The 15,322-nt window shown below is 60.6% G+C and carries 17 protein-coding genes and 1 tRNA gene; 7 read left to right on the top strand and 11 right to left on the bottom strand.

Annotated features, from left to right (window positions below; genetic code table 11):
- Window positions 1–129: 129 nt before the first annotated feature.
- A complete protein-coding gene (locus tag ABH15_RS09880) occupies window positions 130–1,656 on the top strand; it encodes a transglutaminase-like domain-containing protein (RefSeq protein WP_128694166.1) in 1,527 nt (508 codons plus the stop codon).
- Window positions 1,657–1,818: 162 nt separating this feature from the next.
- A complete protein-coding gene (locus ABH15_RS09875; protein WP_241648068.1) occupies window positions 1,819–2,577 on the top strand; it encodes a formate dehydrogenase accessory sulfurtransferase FdhD in 759 nt (252 codons plus the stop codon).
- Between the two features lie 75 nt (window positions 2,578–2,652).
- Here ABH15_RS09875 and ABH15_RS09870 read toward each other — a convergent pair whose 3' ends face one another.
- The 4 genes from ABH15_RS09870 to ABH15_RS09855 form a co-directional block, all read right to left on the bottom strand.
- Window positions 2,653–5,295, bottom strand: a complete 2,643-nt coding sequence (locus ABH15_RS09870; protein ID WP_128694165.1) for an aminotransferase class V-fold PLP-dependent enzyme — start codon at window positions 5,293–5,295, stop codon at window positions 2,653–2,655.
- A gap of 112 nt (window positions 5,296–5,407) precedes the next feature.
- Window positions 5,408–6,295, bottom strand: a complete 888-nt coding sequence (locus ABH15_RS09865; RefSeq protein ID WP_128694164.1) for an HdeD family acid-resistance protein — start codon at window positions 6,293–6,295, stop codon at window positions 5,408–5,410.
- A 76-nt stretch (window positions 6,296–6,371) separates the two neighbouring features.
- The gene (locus ABH15_RS09860; protein ID WP_128694163.1) at window positions 6,372–6,902 is read right to left on the bottom strand and encodes a dihydrofolate reductase family protein; all 531 of its coding nucleotides are present in this window, start codon (window positions 6,900–6,902) and stop codon (window positions 6,372–6,374) included.
- A gap of 16 nt (window positions 6,903–6,918) precedes the next feature.
- Window positions 6,919–7,494, bottom strand: a complete 576-nt coding sequence (locus ABH15_RS09855) for a flavodoxin family protein (protein WP_128694162.1) — start codon at window positions 7,492–7,494, stop codon at window positions 6,919–6,921.
- 89 nt (window positions 7,495–7,583) lie between these two features.
- On the opposite strand from ABH15_RS09855, the gene ABH15_RS09850 reads away from it, so the two are divergent.
- Window positions 7,584–7,898, top strand: a complete 315-nt coding sequence (locus tag ABH15_RS09850; protein ID WP_128694161.1) for a DUF1894 domain-containing protein — start codon at window positions 7,584–7,586, stop codon at window positions 7,896–7,898.
- 41 nt (window positions 7,899–7,939) lie between these two features.
- Here the strand turns inward: ABH15_RS09850 and ABH15_RS09845 are convergent, their stop codons facing one another.
- Complete coding sequence (locus tag ABH15_RS09845; protein WP_128694160.1) at window positions 7,940–8,593, bottom strand: bacteriorhodopsin; 654 nt, start codon at window positions 8,591–8,593, stop codon at window positions 7,940–7,942.
- A 93-nt stretch (window positions 8,594–8,686) separates the two neighbouring features.
- On the opposite strand from ABH15_RS09845, the gene ABH15_RS09840 reads away from it, so the two are divergent.
- Window positions 8,687–9,475, top strand: a complete 789-nt coding sequence (locus ABH15_RS09840) for a flavodoxin family protein (RefSeq protein WP_128694159.1) — start codon at window positions 8,687–8,689, stop codon at window positions 9,473–9,475.
- On the opposite strand, the gene ABH15_RS09835 is transcribed toward ABH15_RS09840, so the two are convergent.
- From ABH15_RS09835 to ABH15_RS09825, 3 genes are all read right to left on the bottom strand, one after another.
- A complete protein-coding gene (locus ABH15_RS09835; protein WP_128694158.1) occupies window positions 9,476–9,979 on the bottom strand; it encodes a pyridoxamine 5'-phosphate oxidase family protein in 504 nt (167 codons plus the stop codon). It lies immediately after the preceding gene.
- A 59-nt stretch (window positions 9,980–10,038) separates the two neighbouring features.
- The gene (locus tag ABH15_RS09830) at window positions 10,039–10,491 is read right to left on the bottom strand and encodes a hypothetical protein (protein WP_206633442.1); all 453 of its coding nucleotides are present in this window, start codon (window positions 10,489–10,491) and stop codon (window positions 10,039–10,041) included.
- A 322-nt stretch (window positions 10,492–10,813) separates the two neighbouring features.
- Window positions 10,814–11,110 (bottom strand): hypothetical protein, encoded by a 297-nt coding sequence (locus ABH15_RS09825; protein WP_128694156.1) that lies wholly within the window; start codon window positions 11,108–11,110, stop codon window positions 10,814–10,816.
- Window positions 11,111–11,424: 314 nt separating this feature from the next.
- Between ABH15_RS09825 and ABH15_RS09820 the strand changes: the two genes are divergently transcribed.
- The 3 genes from ABH15_RS09820 to ABH15_RS09810 all read left to right on the top strand — a co-directional run bounded on the left by ABH15_RS09820 (window position 11,425) and on the right by ABH15_RS09810 (window position 13,652).
- Window positions 11,425–11,688, top strand: coding sequence for a hypothetical protein (locus ABH15_RS09820; protein WP_128694155.1), 264 nt, complete (start codon window positions 11,425–11,427; stop codon window positions 11,686–11,688).
- Window positions 11,689–11,841: 153 nt separating this feature from the next.
- Complete coding sequence (locus ABH15_RS09815; protein ID WP_128694354.1) at window positions 11,842–12,471, top strand: DUF47 domain-containing protein; 630 nt, start codon at window positions 11,842–11,844, stop codon at window positions 12,469–12,471.
- A 5-nt stretch (window positions 12,472–12,476) separates the two neighbouring features.
- On the top strand, window positions 12,477–13,652 hold the full coding sequence (locus ABH15_RS09810; protein WP_128694154.1) for an inorganic phosphate transporter: 1,176 nt from the start codon (window positions 12,477–12,479) through the stop codon (window positions 13,650–13,652).
- Between the two features lie 7 nt (window positions 13,653–13,659).
- Here ABH15_RS09810 and nth read toward each other — a convergent pair whose 3' ends face one another.
- The 3 genes from nth to pyrH all read right to left on the bottom strand — a co-directional run bounded on the left by nth (window position 13,660) and on the right by pyrH (window position 15,163).
- Window positions 13,660–14,319 (bottom strand): endonuclease III, encoded by a 660-nt coding sequence (gene nth, locus ABH15_RS09805; RefSeq protein WP_128694153.1) that lies wholly within the window; start codon window positions 14,317–14,319, stop codon window positions 13,660–13,662.
- Between the two features lie 6 nt (window positions 14,320–14,325).
- Window positions 14,326–14,400, bottom strand: a tRNA-Pro gene (locus tag ABH15_RS09800).
- A gap of 58 nt (window positions 14,401–14,458) precedes the next feature.
- The gene (gene pyrH, locus ABH15_RS09795) at window positions 14,459–15,163 is read right to left on the bottom strand and encodes a UMP kinase (protein ID WP_128694152.1); all 705 of its coding nucleotides are present in this window, start codon (window positions 15,161–15,163) and stop codon (window positions 14,459–14,461) included.
- Window positions 15,164–15,322 lie beyond the last annotated feature (159 nt).

The raw sequence follows: 15,322 nt of genomic DNA, 5'->3' as shown, positions 1-15,322 counted from the left end.
CGGGAGCACGGCCTGGCGTGCTCTTCATTCCTGGCAACGACTGGAGAACGCGCGAAAACACCGAAAACTCCAGTAAGACAGCCAATAGAGATAGAAAGGTTTATCCAATGTTTATCTCTGTTATCTTGTATGGATCACCGTTTCGTTACCGCTCTTCTGGTCGTATCCGCCCTCCTTCTCTCGTTTGCGGCGGGCTGCACCGGCATAACGGAAGAAAAGAAAGTACCCGATGCATCGGGCGCCTCGCCTGCCGACGAGGCATATGCCCGGGGTCTGGCCGAATACGCGGATGCAAACTACCGGATCGCTGAGAAACGCTTTGCGGAGGCCTGTGCCCTCTATGCCGGTGCCGGCGATTCCGATAATGCACAGGCGGCCAGGAATGCAATGTTCCGGGCGAACAGGACATACATTGAGTATCAGTTCGATGCCGCGGGCGCAGAGGCGGCGCTGCGGGAGAAGGTATCCGGCATCACCGACGAGAAGATAACCGACTGGCTGGAGAACCGTGCGCAGACGATCGTCTCGGAGAACGAGACGCTCTACTTCTACGACGTCGCCTCGGACTACCTCTACGCGCACGTCGACGAGATGCAGAAGATCAAGAGTATTGATATCGACTATACCGCTCGATACGCCTGGTCGGAGACCCCATCCGGGAAGACCGGGCTGTACGTGAACCCGGTGCACTACGCCGGAGTCGAGCTGCTTGAGATTCCGCACGAGATGCTTCCCTCGTCGGGCATGCTGAAGATCTGGTACCCGCTTCCGGTCGAGACGGACTCGCAACGGAACGTGACCGTTACGAACCTGTCGTGCCCGGATTACATCGTCGCCGGCCCAGTCACCACGGGAGTCATCGGCTACGTCTACTACGAGATCCCGGCCGAAGCGGTCAACGGAGACCTGATACTCTCGGCGGATATCGATTTTGTCTCCTACGAACAGGTCTTTGACGACATCGACCCGGCACAGGTCGGGGAGTACAACACGAGCGATCCCGAGTACCTGCTCTACACGACATCCGAGCGGAACATCGAGATCACGGATGCGATCCGGCAGAAAGCAAAGGAGATCGTCGGGAATGAGACGAACCCGCACCTCCAGGCACAGCTGATCTACCGCTACATCATCGAGACCTACCCCTACAGCCACGTCCCGCATACGTCACTCGACGCCCGGGTGCCGAAGGTCGCTGAGTCCACCTACATGTTCGAGACCGGTCACGGCGACTGCGGCACCCAGAGCATGCTCTTTGCTGCGCTCTGCCGGTCGCTCGGGATCCCGGCCCGCACGCCCGGAGGCTACCAGATGCTGCTGTCTGAGGATGCCGGCACCCACTTCTGGTCGGAGTACTACCTGCCCGGCTACGGATGGGTCCCGAACGACGTGACGGTTGCCGATGCGGGGGACTGGGTCACCATACCCGACGAGAAGCGAACAGTGTTCAAGGACTACTATGCCACCAACCTCGATCCTGCGCGCCTCATCATCCAGAAGAACGTCGACACCCCGATGGATCCCGCACTGCCGGAGGACGCCGCCCTCTTCAGGCTTGCCAGGCAGTATCCGGCGATCGTCTCCGATACGGCAGAATACGATCTGGCTCTCTTCAGCGGGGACTGCTTCAGCATCAGTATTGCGGCCGTCGAGTGAAGATTCCACAAACATCTTTTTTTGTGCCGCGGGTACGGGGGGGGCGTTGTGATCTCCCGGGCACGGGACGCTTCGCCCCTCCCTGCCCGGGAGTATCAGGTATTATGACTCCCTCCCGCACACCTCTACACACGATGGTCCCGCACCGGGGGTATAAACCCGATGCCGACAGTCTGCGATGTGATGATCATGTTTCAGCGAATCACCTGTACCCGTATCGGCGACGGCGAGTTTGTCCAGGATGTCGCCAGAGAGGCGCCGGTGGCGATCTTCGTCAACGGCAGGCACCTGACGACCGTGATCCTGAGCCCCGCCGGGCTTGAGGACTTCATCACCGGTTATCTCTATACCGAAGAGATTATCCGGAGCCCTGGCGAGATCGAGTCAGTCAGGATCGAAGAGAACCGGATCAGTGTCCTTACAAAGGATCCCTTCAGGAGGGGGAATGTGAAGAAGACCATCCTCTCCGGGTGCGGGGGCGCGGCCTCCTACATCGACACGCAGAAGCTGCCCGCGATCGACTCGGACCATATGGTAGCCGTTCCGGAGATCAAGGCCGCCGTCGATGCTCTCCCTGCGCCCGGCGTGCTCGAGGCGGTCGCCCTCGCAGACGGGAGCCGGATCGTCGCCTGTTCTCAGGATCTCGACCGGCACAATGCACTTGACCGGGTGATCGGGCGGGGACTGCGTGACGGTTTTGACCTCTCCCGGATGGTTGCCGTCGGCACCGGATCCGTCACCTCCGAGATGGTCCGAAAGTGCCTCATGGCGAAGATCCCGGTGCTCGTCTCCACCGGACCCCCGACGGCCCTCGCCGTGGAGATCGCTCTGGAGACCGGCCTCTGCATCGTCGGGTCTGCGGGAACGCCGGACATGGCGGTCTATGCGCACGCGGAGAGGATAACGGGACTGTCTGCGTGAGGCTGTGCAGCGGGCTTCACGTCCGGTCGGTCACGCCTACGCCGCCAAGACGCGAAGTGCAGCCTGCGCTACGCGTCAGCGTCCCCGTGCGATCTCGCCGACGGCGGCGATGAGGAGATCTATCTCCTGCTCGGTGGTGTAGAGCGATAAGCTCGCCCGCACCGTCCCGTCGGGCAGACCGAGATACTCCATGAGCGGCTGGCAGCAGTGGTAGCCCGACCGGACGAGGATCTCCGCCTCCTCGTCGAGGTACTGCGCGACCTCATGCGGGTGGATATTCTCGACATTGAAGGAGACGACACCGATACGGGATGCCGGATCCTTCGGAGCGTAGACCCGGACGCCGTCGATGGCAGAGAGCCCTTCGATGAGCCGCGTCGTCAGGCGCTCTTCGTGCCGGCGGATCTTCTCCATGCCGATGGCTTCGAGATAGTCCACCGCAACCCCGAGGCCGATCCCGCCGGCAACGTTCGGCGTCCCGGCCTCGTAGCGGCCGTAACCTTCCGCCGGAACATACGCATCTTCCGTCACGGTCTCGATCATCCCCCCGCCGAGCAGGGACGGTTCGATGATCGCCTCCCGCATCCAGAGGACGCCGGTGCCGGTCGGCCCGAGCATCTTGTGGCCCGAGAAGCAGAGGAAGTCGCATCCGAGCCTGCCGATATCGACGGGCATATGCGGGACGGACTGCGCAGCGTCGACGAGCAGGAGAACGCCGCGGTCACGGCAGATCCGGGCGATCTCTTCGACGGGCGTAACGACGCCGATGGCGTTCGAGGCGTGGGTGACGGCGACGAGCCGGGTCGTATCGGTGATGGCGTCCTCGAGCGCGGCAAGGTCGAGCGAGTAGTCCTCGTTGATGCCGATGACGTCGAGCGCGACACCCTGCCGAGCGAGCGCCCGCCACGGCAGCAGGTTCGAGTGGTGCTCGAGGATCGTGGTGATCACCCGGTCTCCCGGCTTCCAGCAGAGCCCCTGCGCGACCATGTTGATCGCCTCGGTCGTGTTCTTCGTAAAGACAGTAACGCCCGCATCGCCCCCGATGAACCGCGCCACCTTCTCGTGAGCATGCCAGTAACGCTGCGTCGCTATCCGGGTGAACCGGTGCACGCCCCGCCCGACGTTGGCCCGGTAGCGGTGTTCGAACTCGAGGTGCGCCGCTACGACGGGCTCCGGTGAGAAACTCATCGCTGCGGAGTCGAGGTAGACAAAGTCGCCGAGGATCGGGAAATCTTTCCTGACGGCATCCACGGCGAACCCCTCGGCCTCATCGGCGATCACGGGCGGTTCGGCAGGCGGAGCCCGTGCAGCAGGTTCGGCCAGAACCCGCCGCTCAGCCTCCGGCAGGGGACGCAGGGTATAGTCGTCGTTGACGGGAATACCCTTCTCCCTGCAGAGTTCGCGCATCTTCGGCGGCAGCGCCCGCCATCGCCAGAGCCCCCAGGTGCAGTAGGCCTCGGGCATCCCCGACTTCGCAGCCCACTTCTCGAGGAACTCGTCCCAGCGGCGGGTGAGGTCGGGGTGCATGACCCGGAGCGCTTCGTACTCGCTTTCGAGCATGGCCGGACAGAGGTAGCACCCGATCCGTTCGAGTCCCTTATCGTAGAGCGGGTTGATGGGAACGTTCCGCCACCAGAGGTAGAGGAAGACCTCGAGCGCCCGCCAGCTCCGTATCGGGGATACGTTCAGCTGCAGGGGGTTCGCCGGGTTCTGGCTGGTTTCATCGAGATCGGCACGGTTCCATGACTCGTACCACCGGTTCCCCTGCATCGTGACGGAGGGGCCGACCTCGGCGAGGTAGATCTTGAGCGGATGAAGCTTTAGGAGCTTGCAGCACCAGCGATGGTCTTTCCCGGGCGGCCCGACCTTCTCGACCGCCTGGAAGAAATCTCCGGCTTTCCGGACGATCTCGACGCCCTGCGATGCGACGTACTCGACCGTCTCGGGGAGCTCTATCCCGGTATCGATGAAGAACGCCTTCGTAACACCGGCTTTCCTGGCGAGGTGGAGGACGGCGGCGCTGTCCTTGCCGCCGGAGAAGGATACGTTCGCGTTCGGCCGGTCGTGCATATGCTGCTTGATGGTGCGGACGGCGGCCCGCTCGAGGTTTTTGAGGTGGTAGCGGTTCCGGTCGATCGCGACGTTCCAGTCAGGGTCGCTGCACTCCCGGGGGGTTACCGGCGAGAGTTCCTTCACCTTGATATGCCCCTCGCGGACGATTCCGGTGCCGTGTTTGCCCCGGTAGGTCACGATCGCCATCCCGTCGGCCACCGGGCTGGTTAAGGGAAACCGTTTGCCGCCGATACGGATCTTTCCCCTGCCGGGGTCGAGGTGATCCTCAAGCGCGACGATGCCGCGCGTTGCGTACGGGATGATATGGGGGAGCGCCTCGGGCGCGATATCGAGACTGAACCGGCGCTCCACCGGATCGAACGTGAGCCAGCCGAACCGGTTCCCGTGCATGATCACGAGGTCGGCACGGTCGGTGCCTCCGGTCTTGTTCAGGAGGATGATCTTCGGCAGGGGAACCGCGCCGAATCGCTCGTGCACGAGCCTCCTGATGAGGTCGGCATCCGCCGCGAGTGCCGGGCGGAGATCGTAGGGCTGCAGGAGAGGGATCTGTCTCCCTTCCGCTCCGCAGCCGCATCGGCGTCCTATAAGGGGGACGTTGCAGGTATCGCACCAGTAGAGATCTTTCTTGACGGCCGGTTCACGCATTTCATTAAAAAGGTACGCTGTATCAGACAATAAGTGGAACGGTGCTTGAAACGGTGGACGCTTCAGCCCCGCCCGGCAGGCTGCGATGCCCGCCTCCGGGAACGGCGCTCCGTTAGACCTCCGCCTTCATCCGCCTCCGGAAACCCAGTCCTTCGAGCACCAGCAAGAACCCGAAGAGCAGGGCAATCGCGCTCACGGCATACACGAGCAGTTCCTCGACCGCGTCCGGAACCGCGAGGATGAGAACAGCGAAGAGCAGCGAGGCGATGCCTATACCGAGGCGCTTGTAGAAACCCTCCGGGACGTCGAAACGACCCCGGACAGTCCGTTTCAGCGAGACGACGGCGCTCGCGAAGGCCCAGAGTGCCAGGATCAGGACGAAACTCGAGGCCACCCACTCAAGGTCGAGGGAGAACGACGTGAGGCCGACAGCAAGGATGCCGAACCCGAGGAGGACTCTCCCGCCGGAAACGACCCGGAAAGAACGCGGGTCAAGCCCTTTTGCGATGATGACGAGAGCAAGGCAGAGAACGCTCAACCGGACGCCGAGAATGACGATCCGCTCGAAGGATGAGAGCGGGTCGATACCGATCAGCACGCCGATCAGCATCATGCAGAACCCGGCGACGAGCAGGAGCTGCCATGCCGCCTTCTGCTCCGCAACGAGGGATGAGGTCTCCCTGCGTAGAGCGCTCTTCGTATCCATGATGAGCGCCAGGAGCGTGCCGCTGATCATAAAGACGAGCGGGGCATCGTCGACCAGGTGAAGCAGCGGATGCACCTTCGGATCGTAGCGGTCGAGGTGCACCCGCCATTCCGTCGCCGTCTCGTGCACGTGGTACTGCCCTTTCCGGTAACTGGCGATCGTGCCGGGGGTGGGGAGGTTGATCGCAGACTTCGCCCACCCGGTGCCCGGTGACCCTTCCACCGACTCCTTCGGTACCGCAACCTCCCAGACGCCCTGATGCAGCGGTTCGAGAAAATCATCGAGTTCGTTCACGGTATACCAGCCCCGCCCTGAAAGGCTCCTGATAAACAATAGAAAAGATATCCCTTATCTCTTTCGAAATCCGCACTTATCCCGGCTGAATTGCGTATCGCAGTTGAACGACGCCGGCAGGGTAGGTTTCGGCACCGAGAAGGGCGAGGTGCACCTCGCTCCCAAGCCTCCCGAAGAGCGCGATGCCCCCGCCGAGCAGCACGGGGATGACCGTGAGGATGATCTCGTCGACAAGGCCGTCGCGCAGGAACTGCCCCGCAAGCGAAGCGCCCCCGACCAGCCAGACGTTTTTGTGGTTCCGTCTCCGCATGCAGAGGGCGAGGTCGTGCGGGGTGCCCGAAAGAAAGGTGACGTTCGCCCTTTCGGGAACCGGCAGCCTCCTCCCCGAAACAACGTAGACGGGCTTATCCCCGTACGGCCACTCGCCGAATCCTACAATCTGCTCGTACGTCCTCGATCCCATGACGAGCGCATCGATCCCGGCGAAGAAGGTCGGATAGCCGTAATCTTCCCCGCTCTCCCCGTATATCTCCAGCCATGAGACGTCGCCGTCCTCGCGGGCGATATAGCCGTCGAGGCTTGCGGCGATATACAGGATCACAGTCATACGGCACCGGGCCGGGTCACGAGGCTATCTTCTTTAAGAGCCACGCCATATTCCGCCCGAGGTTCTGCATCGTCGCGATTCCCTCGGCATCCTCCTCGACGTCCCCTGCCTCAAGCCCGATGCCGATGTTCCAGTAGGACGAGCCCACCGTGAACATATTGCTGATGCCGAAGAAGTGATTGATCGAGTCGAAGGCGTGGATCGCTCCGGCACGGCGGACGGCGACGACCGCTGCACCCACCTTTCGGGCGTAGAGCCCGCCGTTAGCGATCCCCACGAACCCTGCCCGGTCGATGAGGGCTTTGGTCTCGGGGGAGAGGTCGGCGAAGTAGGTCGGCGAACCGATGATGATCCCGTCTGCCGCGATCATCTTTTCGATGCAGTCATTGACGACATCTTTCCCGATGATACAGCGTTTATCCTGGTTCTCGAAGCATTTCTGGCATGCCGTGCAGCCGTGAACCGGTTTTCCCCCGATCCGGACGAGTTCGGTCTCGATCCCCTCCTCCTCGAGGACGGCGAGGGCGTGGCGGATCAGCCGTTCGGTGTTCCCCTCCGCTCGCGGGCTTCCACTGAATGCGACAACGTACATAACCGGAGGTATCGGCGGTCGGGTTGGTATAGTTTTCCTGCAATAGTGCTCCGGAAAGTATACAAACTAGTTCGGAGACATACGAACATATGCCCTCCCGATGCATTAACAATCTCGGCGGCAAGGTGCTCTTAAAGGACACAACGCCCGATGAAGTGAACAGGTACGTTACGAAGAACTCAAAAGAGCAGTACGAACTCTACCCGGAGTTTGTCTTCCGGGATATCCGGATACTGCTCAAAGCGCCGATGCTTCTCGGCATGCAGATCCGGAGGCAGAAGATCCTTCTTCCCTTCACGAAGCTCTGTCCGGGGTACGGAACCGTGCTCTACGAGATCAACGCGACCGAGGATGATTTTGCGTACCTGCGTGCGCACCTCAAAAAGCCGGCTGACGAGAGGTGAGGCAGGGGATCGGTAAGCGGAGAGGAGCGGCGAAGCGCCGGTCATCCGATCGGCTGCCGGAAAGGGAGAATACGCATCGTGATCCAGAGACCGAAGACGATCTTGGTGATGATGTCGAGGATGGCGTAAAGAACCGCCCCGGCAGGAGTCGTGATGATCCCGAGCCCAGTCGGCGCCAGCACCCAGACGACCGGAAAGAGCGTCCAGAATAGCAGGATAAACCACATGACCGGCTTCATCCCCGGCTCTGCCCGCCCCGTCCCGGCAAAGAGGGTGTAGAGGAGCCCTGCGTATGCGGCGCTGCTGAATGCGAAGAACCACCACCTCTCAGGCCCGGTGAGGAAACTTGCCAGAAAGCCGCAGAACATGACGAGCCCGGTGAAGAGTGCGACCTCGAACTTCGTCACCGTCGGCCTGCCGGCGAGATAGGCCACGTCGAGCGTCAGGATACTGCAGCTTGCGATGTAGTAGAGCCACCGCGTCCAGTATATCGGTTGTCCGTCCGCTGCGACGGATGTCCCGAGGGCGAGCGCCATCGTAACATACGAGATCGTCGTAATAAAGCAGACGAAGATATCGGAACCGTAGAAGATCCCATATTCGGGTCTGCGAAGCTTGAGCACCACGAAAAGCAGGGTGGCAAGCCCGAAGATCACCGCCCCTGCCCAGAAGACAAGCATCTCTTCACCGGCCATAGCATCTCACTGCGCCATGATGCGTGCCGGACTACATAAGGATAGTGCCGATCAACCGGCTGATTGATGCTGTCCGGCCGCCATGGGATGCCCATGAGAGTCCTTGTCATCATGGGCAGCCCGCGGAAAGGCAACACCTACCGGGCGGCACAGACGATCGAGGCAGCGATGCGGTCGCTCGGGGAGGTGGAGTTTGAGTACCTGATGCTGAAGGATGCCAACCTCGCCCAGTGCCTCGGGTGTTTCCTCTGTTTCGAGAAGGGCGAGGAGCGCTGCCCCCGAAAGGACGACGCCCCGTCGATCGAGCAGAAGATGCACGACGCCGAAGGCGTGATCTTCGCCTCTCCGGTCTACGGAATGAACGTCTCGGGGCTGATGAAGGTCTTCATCGACCGGTTGAGCTACATCTTTCACCGTCCCCGGTTCTTCGACAAAAAAGCGCTCCTCCTCGCGACCGCCGGTGCGCTCGGGGAGAAAGACGTCCTCGACTACTTAAACCTCGTCGCCACCGTCTGGGGGTTCGAGGTCGCCGGCCGCGCCGGTATCGTCACGTCGCCGGTGATCTCCGCACGGCAGACGCAGAAGAACGAGCAGACACTCAGAGATGCCGCAAGAGTTTTTTATGAGGCCCTAAACCGGAAGACGCGGGCGTCACCCGGCCTTCGGGACGTCATCATCTTTCACGGCCAGCGGGGAACGTTCGACGAGCTCCGAAACCACTCTCCGGTCGACTACGCCTACTGGGACGAGATGGGCTGGCTCGCGCCCGGGAAGCGCTACTTCGTCGACGTGCCGGTCAACCCGGTCTACGACGCCGTCGGCCGCGTAATTGAATGGCAGACCCGGCGGCAGATCCGGCGGAGCCTTGCGGAGACCGGGTGATCAGAACCCGACCCGGCAGACACCTGCGCGGCCGGCATCCACCGGATACTCGATCTCCTGCTTCGGCGAGAGACCTTCCGCTCTCCGCGTCATGTCAAGAAACTCAATCCGCACCGGCGTGATCCGGATTGCGTAGAGCTCTTCAGGGATGCTCCGGGCATCCTGCCCCTTTCTCCTCCGGTATGCCGCCTCGCCCTCGCTGAATATCGCCGATCCGTATCTGCCTATCTCCGCGATGCCGGTCAGCTGGATACCCTTGATATGCTCCCACCCGATAAACTGCGTATGGATAGCCACCGAGACTGCCGGGTTTTCGCTGATATTCTCAACCTTCCGGCCTCCCTCGGTCAGGATATAGAGCGTCGTCCCTGCCGGGAAGAACTCGACGGCGGACGCCCTCGGGACGTTCATCGAGCAGGTGGCGAGGACGCACATTCCTTCCGTCGCCAGAAAATCGACGACCCGCTGCTCGAGGTCGTCGCGGGAGAGCATTCGCGAGGTCATAGCAGAGGCTTCAACGGCAGGGATGCATATGAACCTGTCGAACGGGGATGAGCCCGCGCTCACCCCTCCGGATAGCGGTGTCTCCGGGCTATTCCGAGCAGCTCGCGGAAGAACCGTTCACGAACCTGCTCCAGGCGAAGGGCTTCGTCGATGCCGACGGGGCAGGTGTCCTCCAGTCTGCACCGCTCCGGCTCCACCTGTAGGACGTATGTATTGATACGCCGCTCCCAGAACCACCCGGCGCTCCCGAACTGGATGTACGACGGATCGATCCCGGCGACGTCCCGGAGATCACGCTGCAGCGCAAAGCCTGCCTCACTATTTCGGATACAGACCGCCAGATACGCGATGCGGTACAAAACCTCGTCGATCACACCTGCATAGCCTGCAAGTGGCTCGAGATTATGAGCATCCGGCTGCCGTTCGTGTACGAAATGGCCGTAGCAGCTCTGCAGGGTGAAACAGTGAGGGACCTCTGAAAACTCCCGAAGGAGCTCGCAGCGGAGGGTCAATCGAACCCTCGTTCATCCCGGTGCGGAGTTCCTCGAATGCAATCTGCCGCTCGGCGTCGTACGACGGATCATCGGTGAACGCCCTTGCCTCCTCGAACGTCTCCATGCTGTATGAAAGGAACGTCGTATCCAGCAAAGATAGTTACCCGGGTTTTCAGGCAGTGGCAAGCTCCCCGGTGATCGTCGCTGCCCCGACGCCGGGGCTGTTGAAGACGCTCTGCGAAGGTGGAGAACGCTGTTCCTCCGGCATGCTTTTCCGCGGATCCGGGAATGGAAAACAAGGCTGCAGAGCTTCAGCGCAGGAATCCCGGAAAAAAGAGAATCATGATTCTACATCCAGGTCCACTTCAATACCGCCGGAAGCGGCGAAGACGAAGTTGTAGATGATCGCCGCGATTGCTCCGCCGACAAATCCTCCGATCGCCCAGACAATCACCGAGACGATGATGCCGAAAATACCACCCCCGATCGCAGCAAAAATGCTTGCATCGAGTACCGGCGCCGTTGCAATCACGACCAGGATTCCGTTAACCAGCCCGTACAGGGCACTCAGAATAGCGAAGAACCATGCGACCGACCATACTCCGAGGTGTTTCACCTTCACTTTCTCCTTTGTCATTTGCATCACCCGAGGAACACTCCCAAGGAATAGTACCTATAATATAAAACTATCTGAATACTTCCGACACAGTCACGGCCCGCTTCCAGCCGGGGCTGCGCCCGGTTTTTAACCCCGTTCAGGAGGCCGATAAGCCGCTGATGGTCAACCCTTTCCATCTCCCGTCCATTTCCCTCCATGCGTCGTCGCAGCTCCAGATAATATCAAATCTACGTTATTTGAATTGAAAATCCCTGGAACGGCGGTTACACCACCCTAAAGAAAGTTACAAATATCAGCTAATTTGATTATCACCTGATGCCAACACTCTGTAAATGAAAGAGAATACCCTGCTGTACGTGCTGCAATTCTTAACCGGCGTAATAATCATTCAGATGCTTATTATTGCTATTCATACACAATTCGCAGCACTCGCCCTACCCGGCCTCTTTCCCGGCGGTATGGGAAGTCCGCTGAATAGCCAGAGCATCACGACGATCCAGCTCCTCATATTCTTCGTCTTCGACATCGCCGGGGGAATCGGGTTCGTCGCTCTCGTCAACGGAAGAGGAAACGATCGTCTCAGGAGCGGGGCGTGACCGCTCTTCCCGGCCCCTCGTACGCTCGGAGAAACGACCTGCCCGGGTTGGTCGGGCAGATACGGCAATTGCTCCCCCCGTCAGCGCACCGGTACTGCCAGGGAAAAACGATCGCTATTTTGAGAGAGAAGACATACCATTCTGGTGATTATTGTGGGAATCAAGGAGTGGGTTGTACCGCAGGATCGGATATTCTTCGATCTTCTGGAGAAGCAGGCGGAGACGGTCGTCAAAGGGGCCGATCTCCTGGTAGAGCTTGTCGAGGACTATACGAACGTTAAAGAAAAAGTCCAGCTGATGAAGGATATCGAACACGAGGGCGACGAGATCACGCACGAGATCTACGAGCAGCTGAACCGGACGTTCATCACGCCGCTCGAACCCGAGGAGATCTCCCGTCTGGCATCGGCACTCGACGACATTCTGGACTACATCGACGGCACCGCTCAGCAGATGCACAGTTACTGCATCAAAGAGACGGACGACGCCATGATCGAGCTTGCGAAGCTGATCCAGGTCAGTGTCGTCGAAGTGGAGGGTGCGGTCAAGGGCATCCGGACCATTAAAGATCCGAAGAACATCGAAGAACGGTGCATCGAGGTGAACCGGCTCGAAAATATCGCCGACGGGGTGCTCGGAAGAGCTATCCGGAACCTCTTCACGACGAGCGATGCAATCACCATCATCAAACTCAAGGATATCTACGAGAACCTCGAGCTCGCCACCGATAAGTGCGAAGACGCCGCCAATATCCTCAGCGATATCGCCATCAGACACTCCTGATTGCCATGGAACTCGTCATACTCATCGGAGTTGCCCTTGCGCTGCTCTTCAACTTCGCAAACGGGCTCAACGATGCTGCAAACTCCATCGCCACCATCATCGCCACAAAGGCGCTCACCCCGCTTCAGGCAGTGGCACTCGCCGGCATCTTCAATCTCGTCGGCCCGCTGCTCTTTACGACCGCCATTGCACAGACGATCGGAAAAGGGATCGTCGATCCCATGTTCCTCACCCCCCCGCTCATTCTGGTTGGCCTCATCGGTGCCGTCCTCTGGGTGTTCGTCACCTCGTACCTCGGCATCCCGGTCTCGAGCAGCCACGCGCTCATCGGCGGACTGCTCGGTGCAGGCATTGCCGGCGCGGGTGTTTCGGCGATACGCTGGCCGACGCTGGAGATCGTCGAACTCGTGGTGATCTACGGGCTCATAGGAGCGGTACTCGGCATGGCCGCGCTGGCAGCCCTCGCCCTGTACCACAAGGAGCCCGTATCGCGGTACGTCGCTCTCGGCGCCCTGATCGGGGTGACGCTGACCTTTCCGGTGCTCATCGCAACGGGTATCATCAAGATCAGCGGCATCCTCGCGGTCCTCGTCTTCATCGTCGTCTCACCGATGCTCGGGCTCATATCGGCATTCGCGTTCGCGCTCATCGTCGTCCGCACCGTCCGGAACTACCCGCCCCAGCGGCTGAACAATATCTTCCGCAACCTCCAGATCTTTTCGGGCTCGTTCCAGGCGATCGGCCACGGCAGCAACGACGCCCAGAACGCGATGGGTATCATCACGGCGCTGCTCCTTGCCGGCGGGTTGATCACCGAGTTTTCCGTCCCTCTCTGGGTCATCCTCGCCTCGGCGTTTGCCATCTCGCTCGGAACGCTCCTCGGCGGGTGGCGCGTCATCGATAAGATGGCAAACAAGATCACCAAGATCCGGCCGTATCAGGGTTTCTGCGCCTCGACGTCGGCGGGTGCCGTCCTCTCGCTCATGACCGCCTTCGGCGTGCCGGTCTCGACGACCCACGCCACGACCGGCGCGATCATGGGTGTCGGCGCGACCCGCGGCTATTCCGCGGTAAAATGGGGTATCGTCCGCGAGATCGTCGCCGCGTGGGTTCTGACGATTCCGGCAGCCGCGATCGTTGCCTGGCTCTGTTTCCTGGTCTACCAGGCGATCTGGCTTTAAAAAAAGATCAGGGGCTTTTCGCCCTCACTTCTTCTGCATAGTAGCGGCAGAGATCACGGAGAAAGCACGCATCGTGCTGCGGGTTTCTGGCCGTGCAGATCTCCCGGCCGTGCCGGATGAGGAGATAGTTCACCTCACCCCAGGTCCCCTCGGGGAGGAGCGCCATAAGATCGCGTTCGATGATATCGGGATTTCTGCTATCGGTCATCCCGAGACGGTGCGAGACCCTTTTAACGTGCGTATCAACGGCGATCCCGATGTTGATCCCGAAGGCATGGGAAAGAACAATGTTCGCGGTCTTTCTCCCGACGCCGGGCAGCGACCGGAGTTCGTCCATCGTCCGCGGCACCTCGCCGCCGAACGACTCGACGATCTTCTGCGCCGTCCCGACGATATACGCAGCTTTTGCGTGATGAAACCCGATCGTCCTGATGATCGGTTCGACCTCTGCAGGCGAGGCAGCGGCGAGCGCCTCCGGGGTCGGGTACCGCGAAAAGAGCGCATCGCGCACGGCAGTGACCGACCGGTCGGTGGTCTGGGCGGAGAGGATGGTCAGAATAAGGGACTCGAACGGATTGTCGAACGGAATAAAGTTGGTGCGGCCGCCGACGATAGGATAGTGCTTCGAAAGGCGCCGGTAGATTGCACATGCCGTATCCGGATCCATAATCGATGGGGTAGGGCAGATTCGAACTGCCGTCAAAGCGTCCCAAACGCTCTAGGATGGACCAGGCTACCCTACTACCCCTGTGCCTGAATACATTGGCAGAGCGAGCAAAAATAGTTGCCGATGAAGGGGAGGCCGATCAGACCGGCAGCGGGCAGGAGCCCGCATCCCCGACGATCGTGCCGACGAACTCGCCCTTCAGGATCGCCCTTGCGAGGTTCTCGGGGTCGCGGCCGTCCAGCACCAGGAGCGGGATGCCGCTCCGTTCGACGACCTTCCCGGCGACGATATCAAGAACGGTGTTCGCGCCGGCATTGAGTCTCCCGTGGGCAATGATCTCGAGGAGCTGACCGCTCGTCAACCGCTCGTGCCTGACGGCGCCCGCATCCTTATTCGGATCGGCACTGTAGATCCCGTTGACCGAGGTGGCATTGATGAGAAGATCCGCACCGACGCTCTCGGCGAGCACCGCCGAGACGGCATCGGTCGTCTGCGCCGGAGTGACCCCGCCCATGACGACTATCTTCCCCGTCTCCGCAAACTCCTTCGCCTCGGTGTAGTTCTCGGCCACCCGGGGATATGCAGCCGTTCCGAGTCCGCCGACGAGCAGGCGTGCGTTCAGGCGCGTGACCATAATACCGAGTTCGTCCGCCGTCGCCTCGTCGATGCCGACGGATCGCGCCGCCCCTATATAACGGCGTGCCTCTCCGCCGCCGCCGACCACAATAAAAATCCGGCATTTTTCGGCTATCTTTTTGAGAACGGCAACGTACCGTTCTATATTATTCGACTCAAGATTTGGGACTAGAACCGAGCCGCCGAGTGAGATGACTATCCTCTTCATTCCACCGTATACTTTTCCAACAGATCACTCATATAACTGTTGAAGACGGTGCACTGCCTCTCTCCCGGAGATGCAGATATATACGCCGTCAACGCCGGGAATACACGAGATACGCGTACAAACGGTGCGAATACCGCGGCGGCGCGACGGCGGTTCCGG

The organism is Methanoculleus taiwanensis (genome assembly GCF_004102725.1).
Lineage (GTDB): Archaea > Halobacteriota > Methanomicrobia > Methanomicrobiales > Methanoculleaceae > Methanoculleus_A > Methanoculleus_A taiwanensis.
The sequence above is the reverse complement of the archived record's forward strand: the minus strand, read 5'-3'. Positions and strand labels throughout refer to the sequence as shown.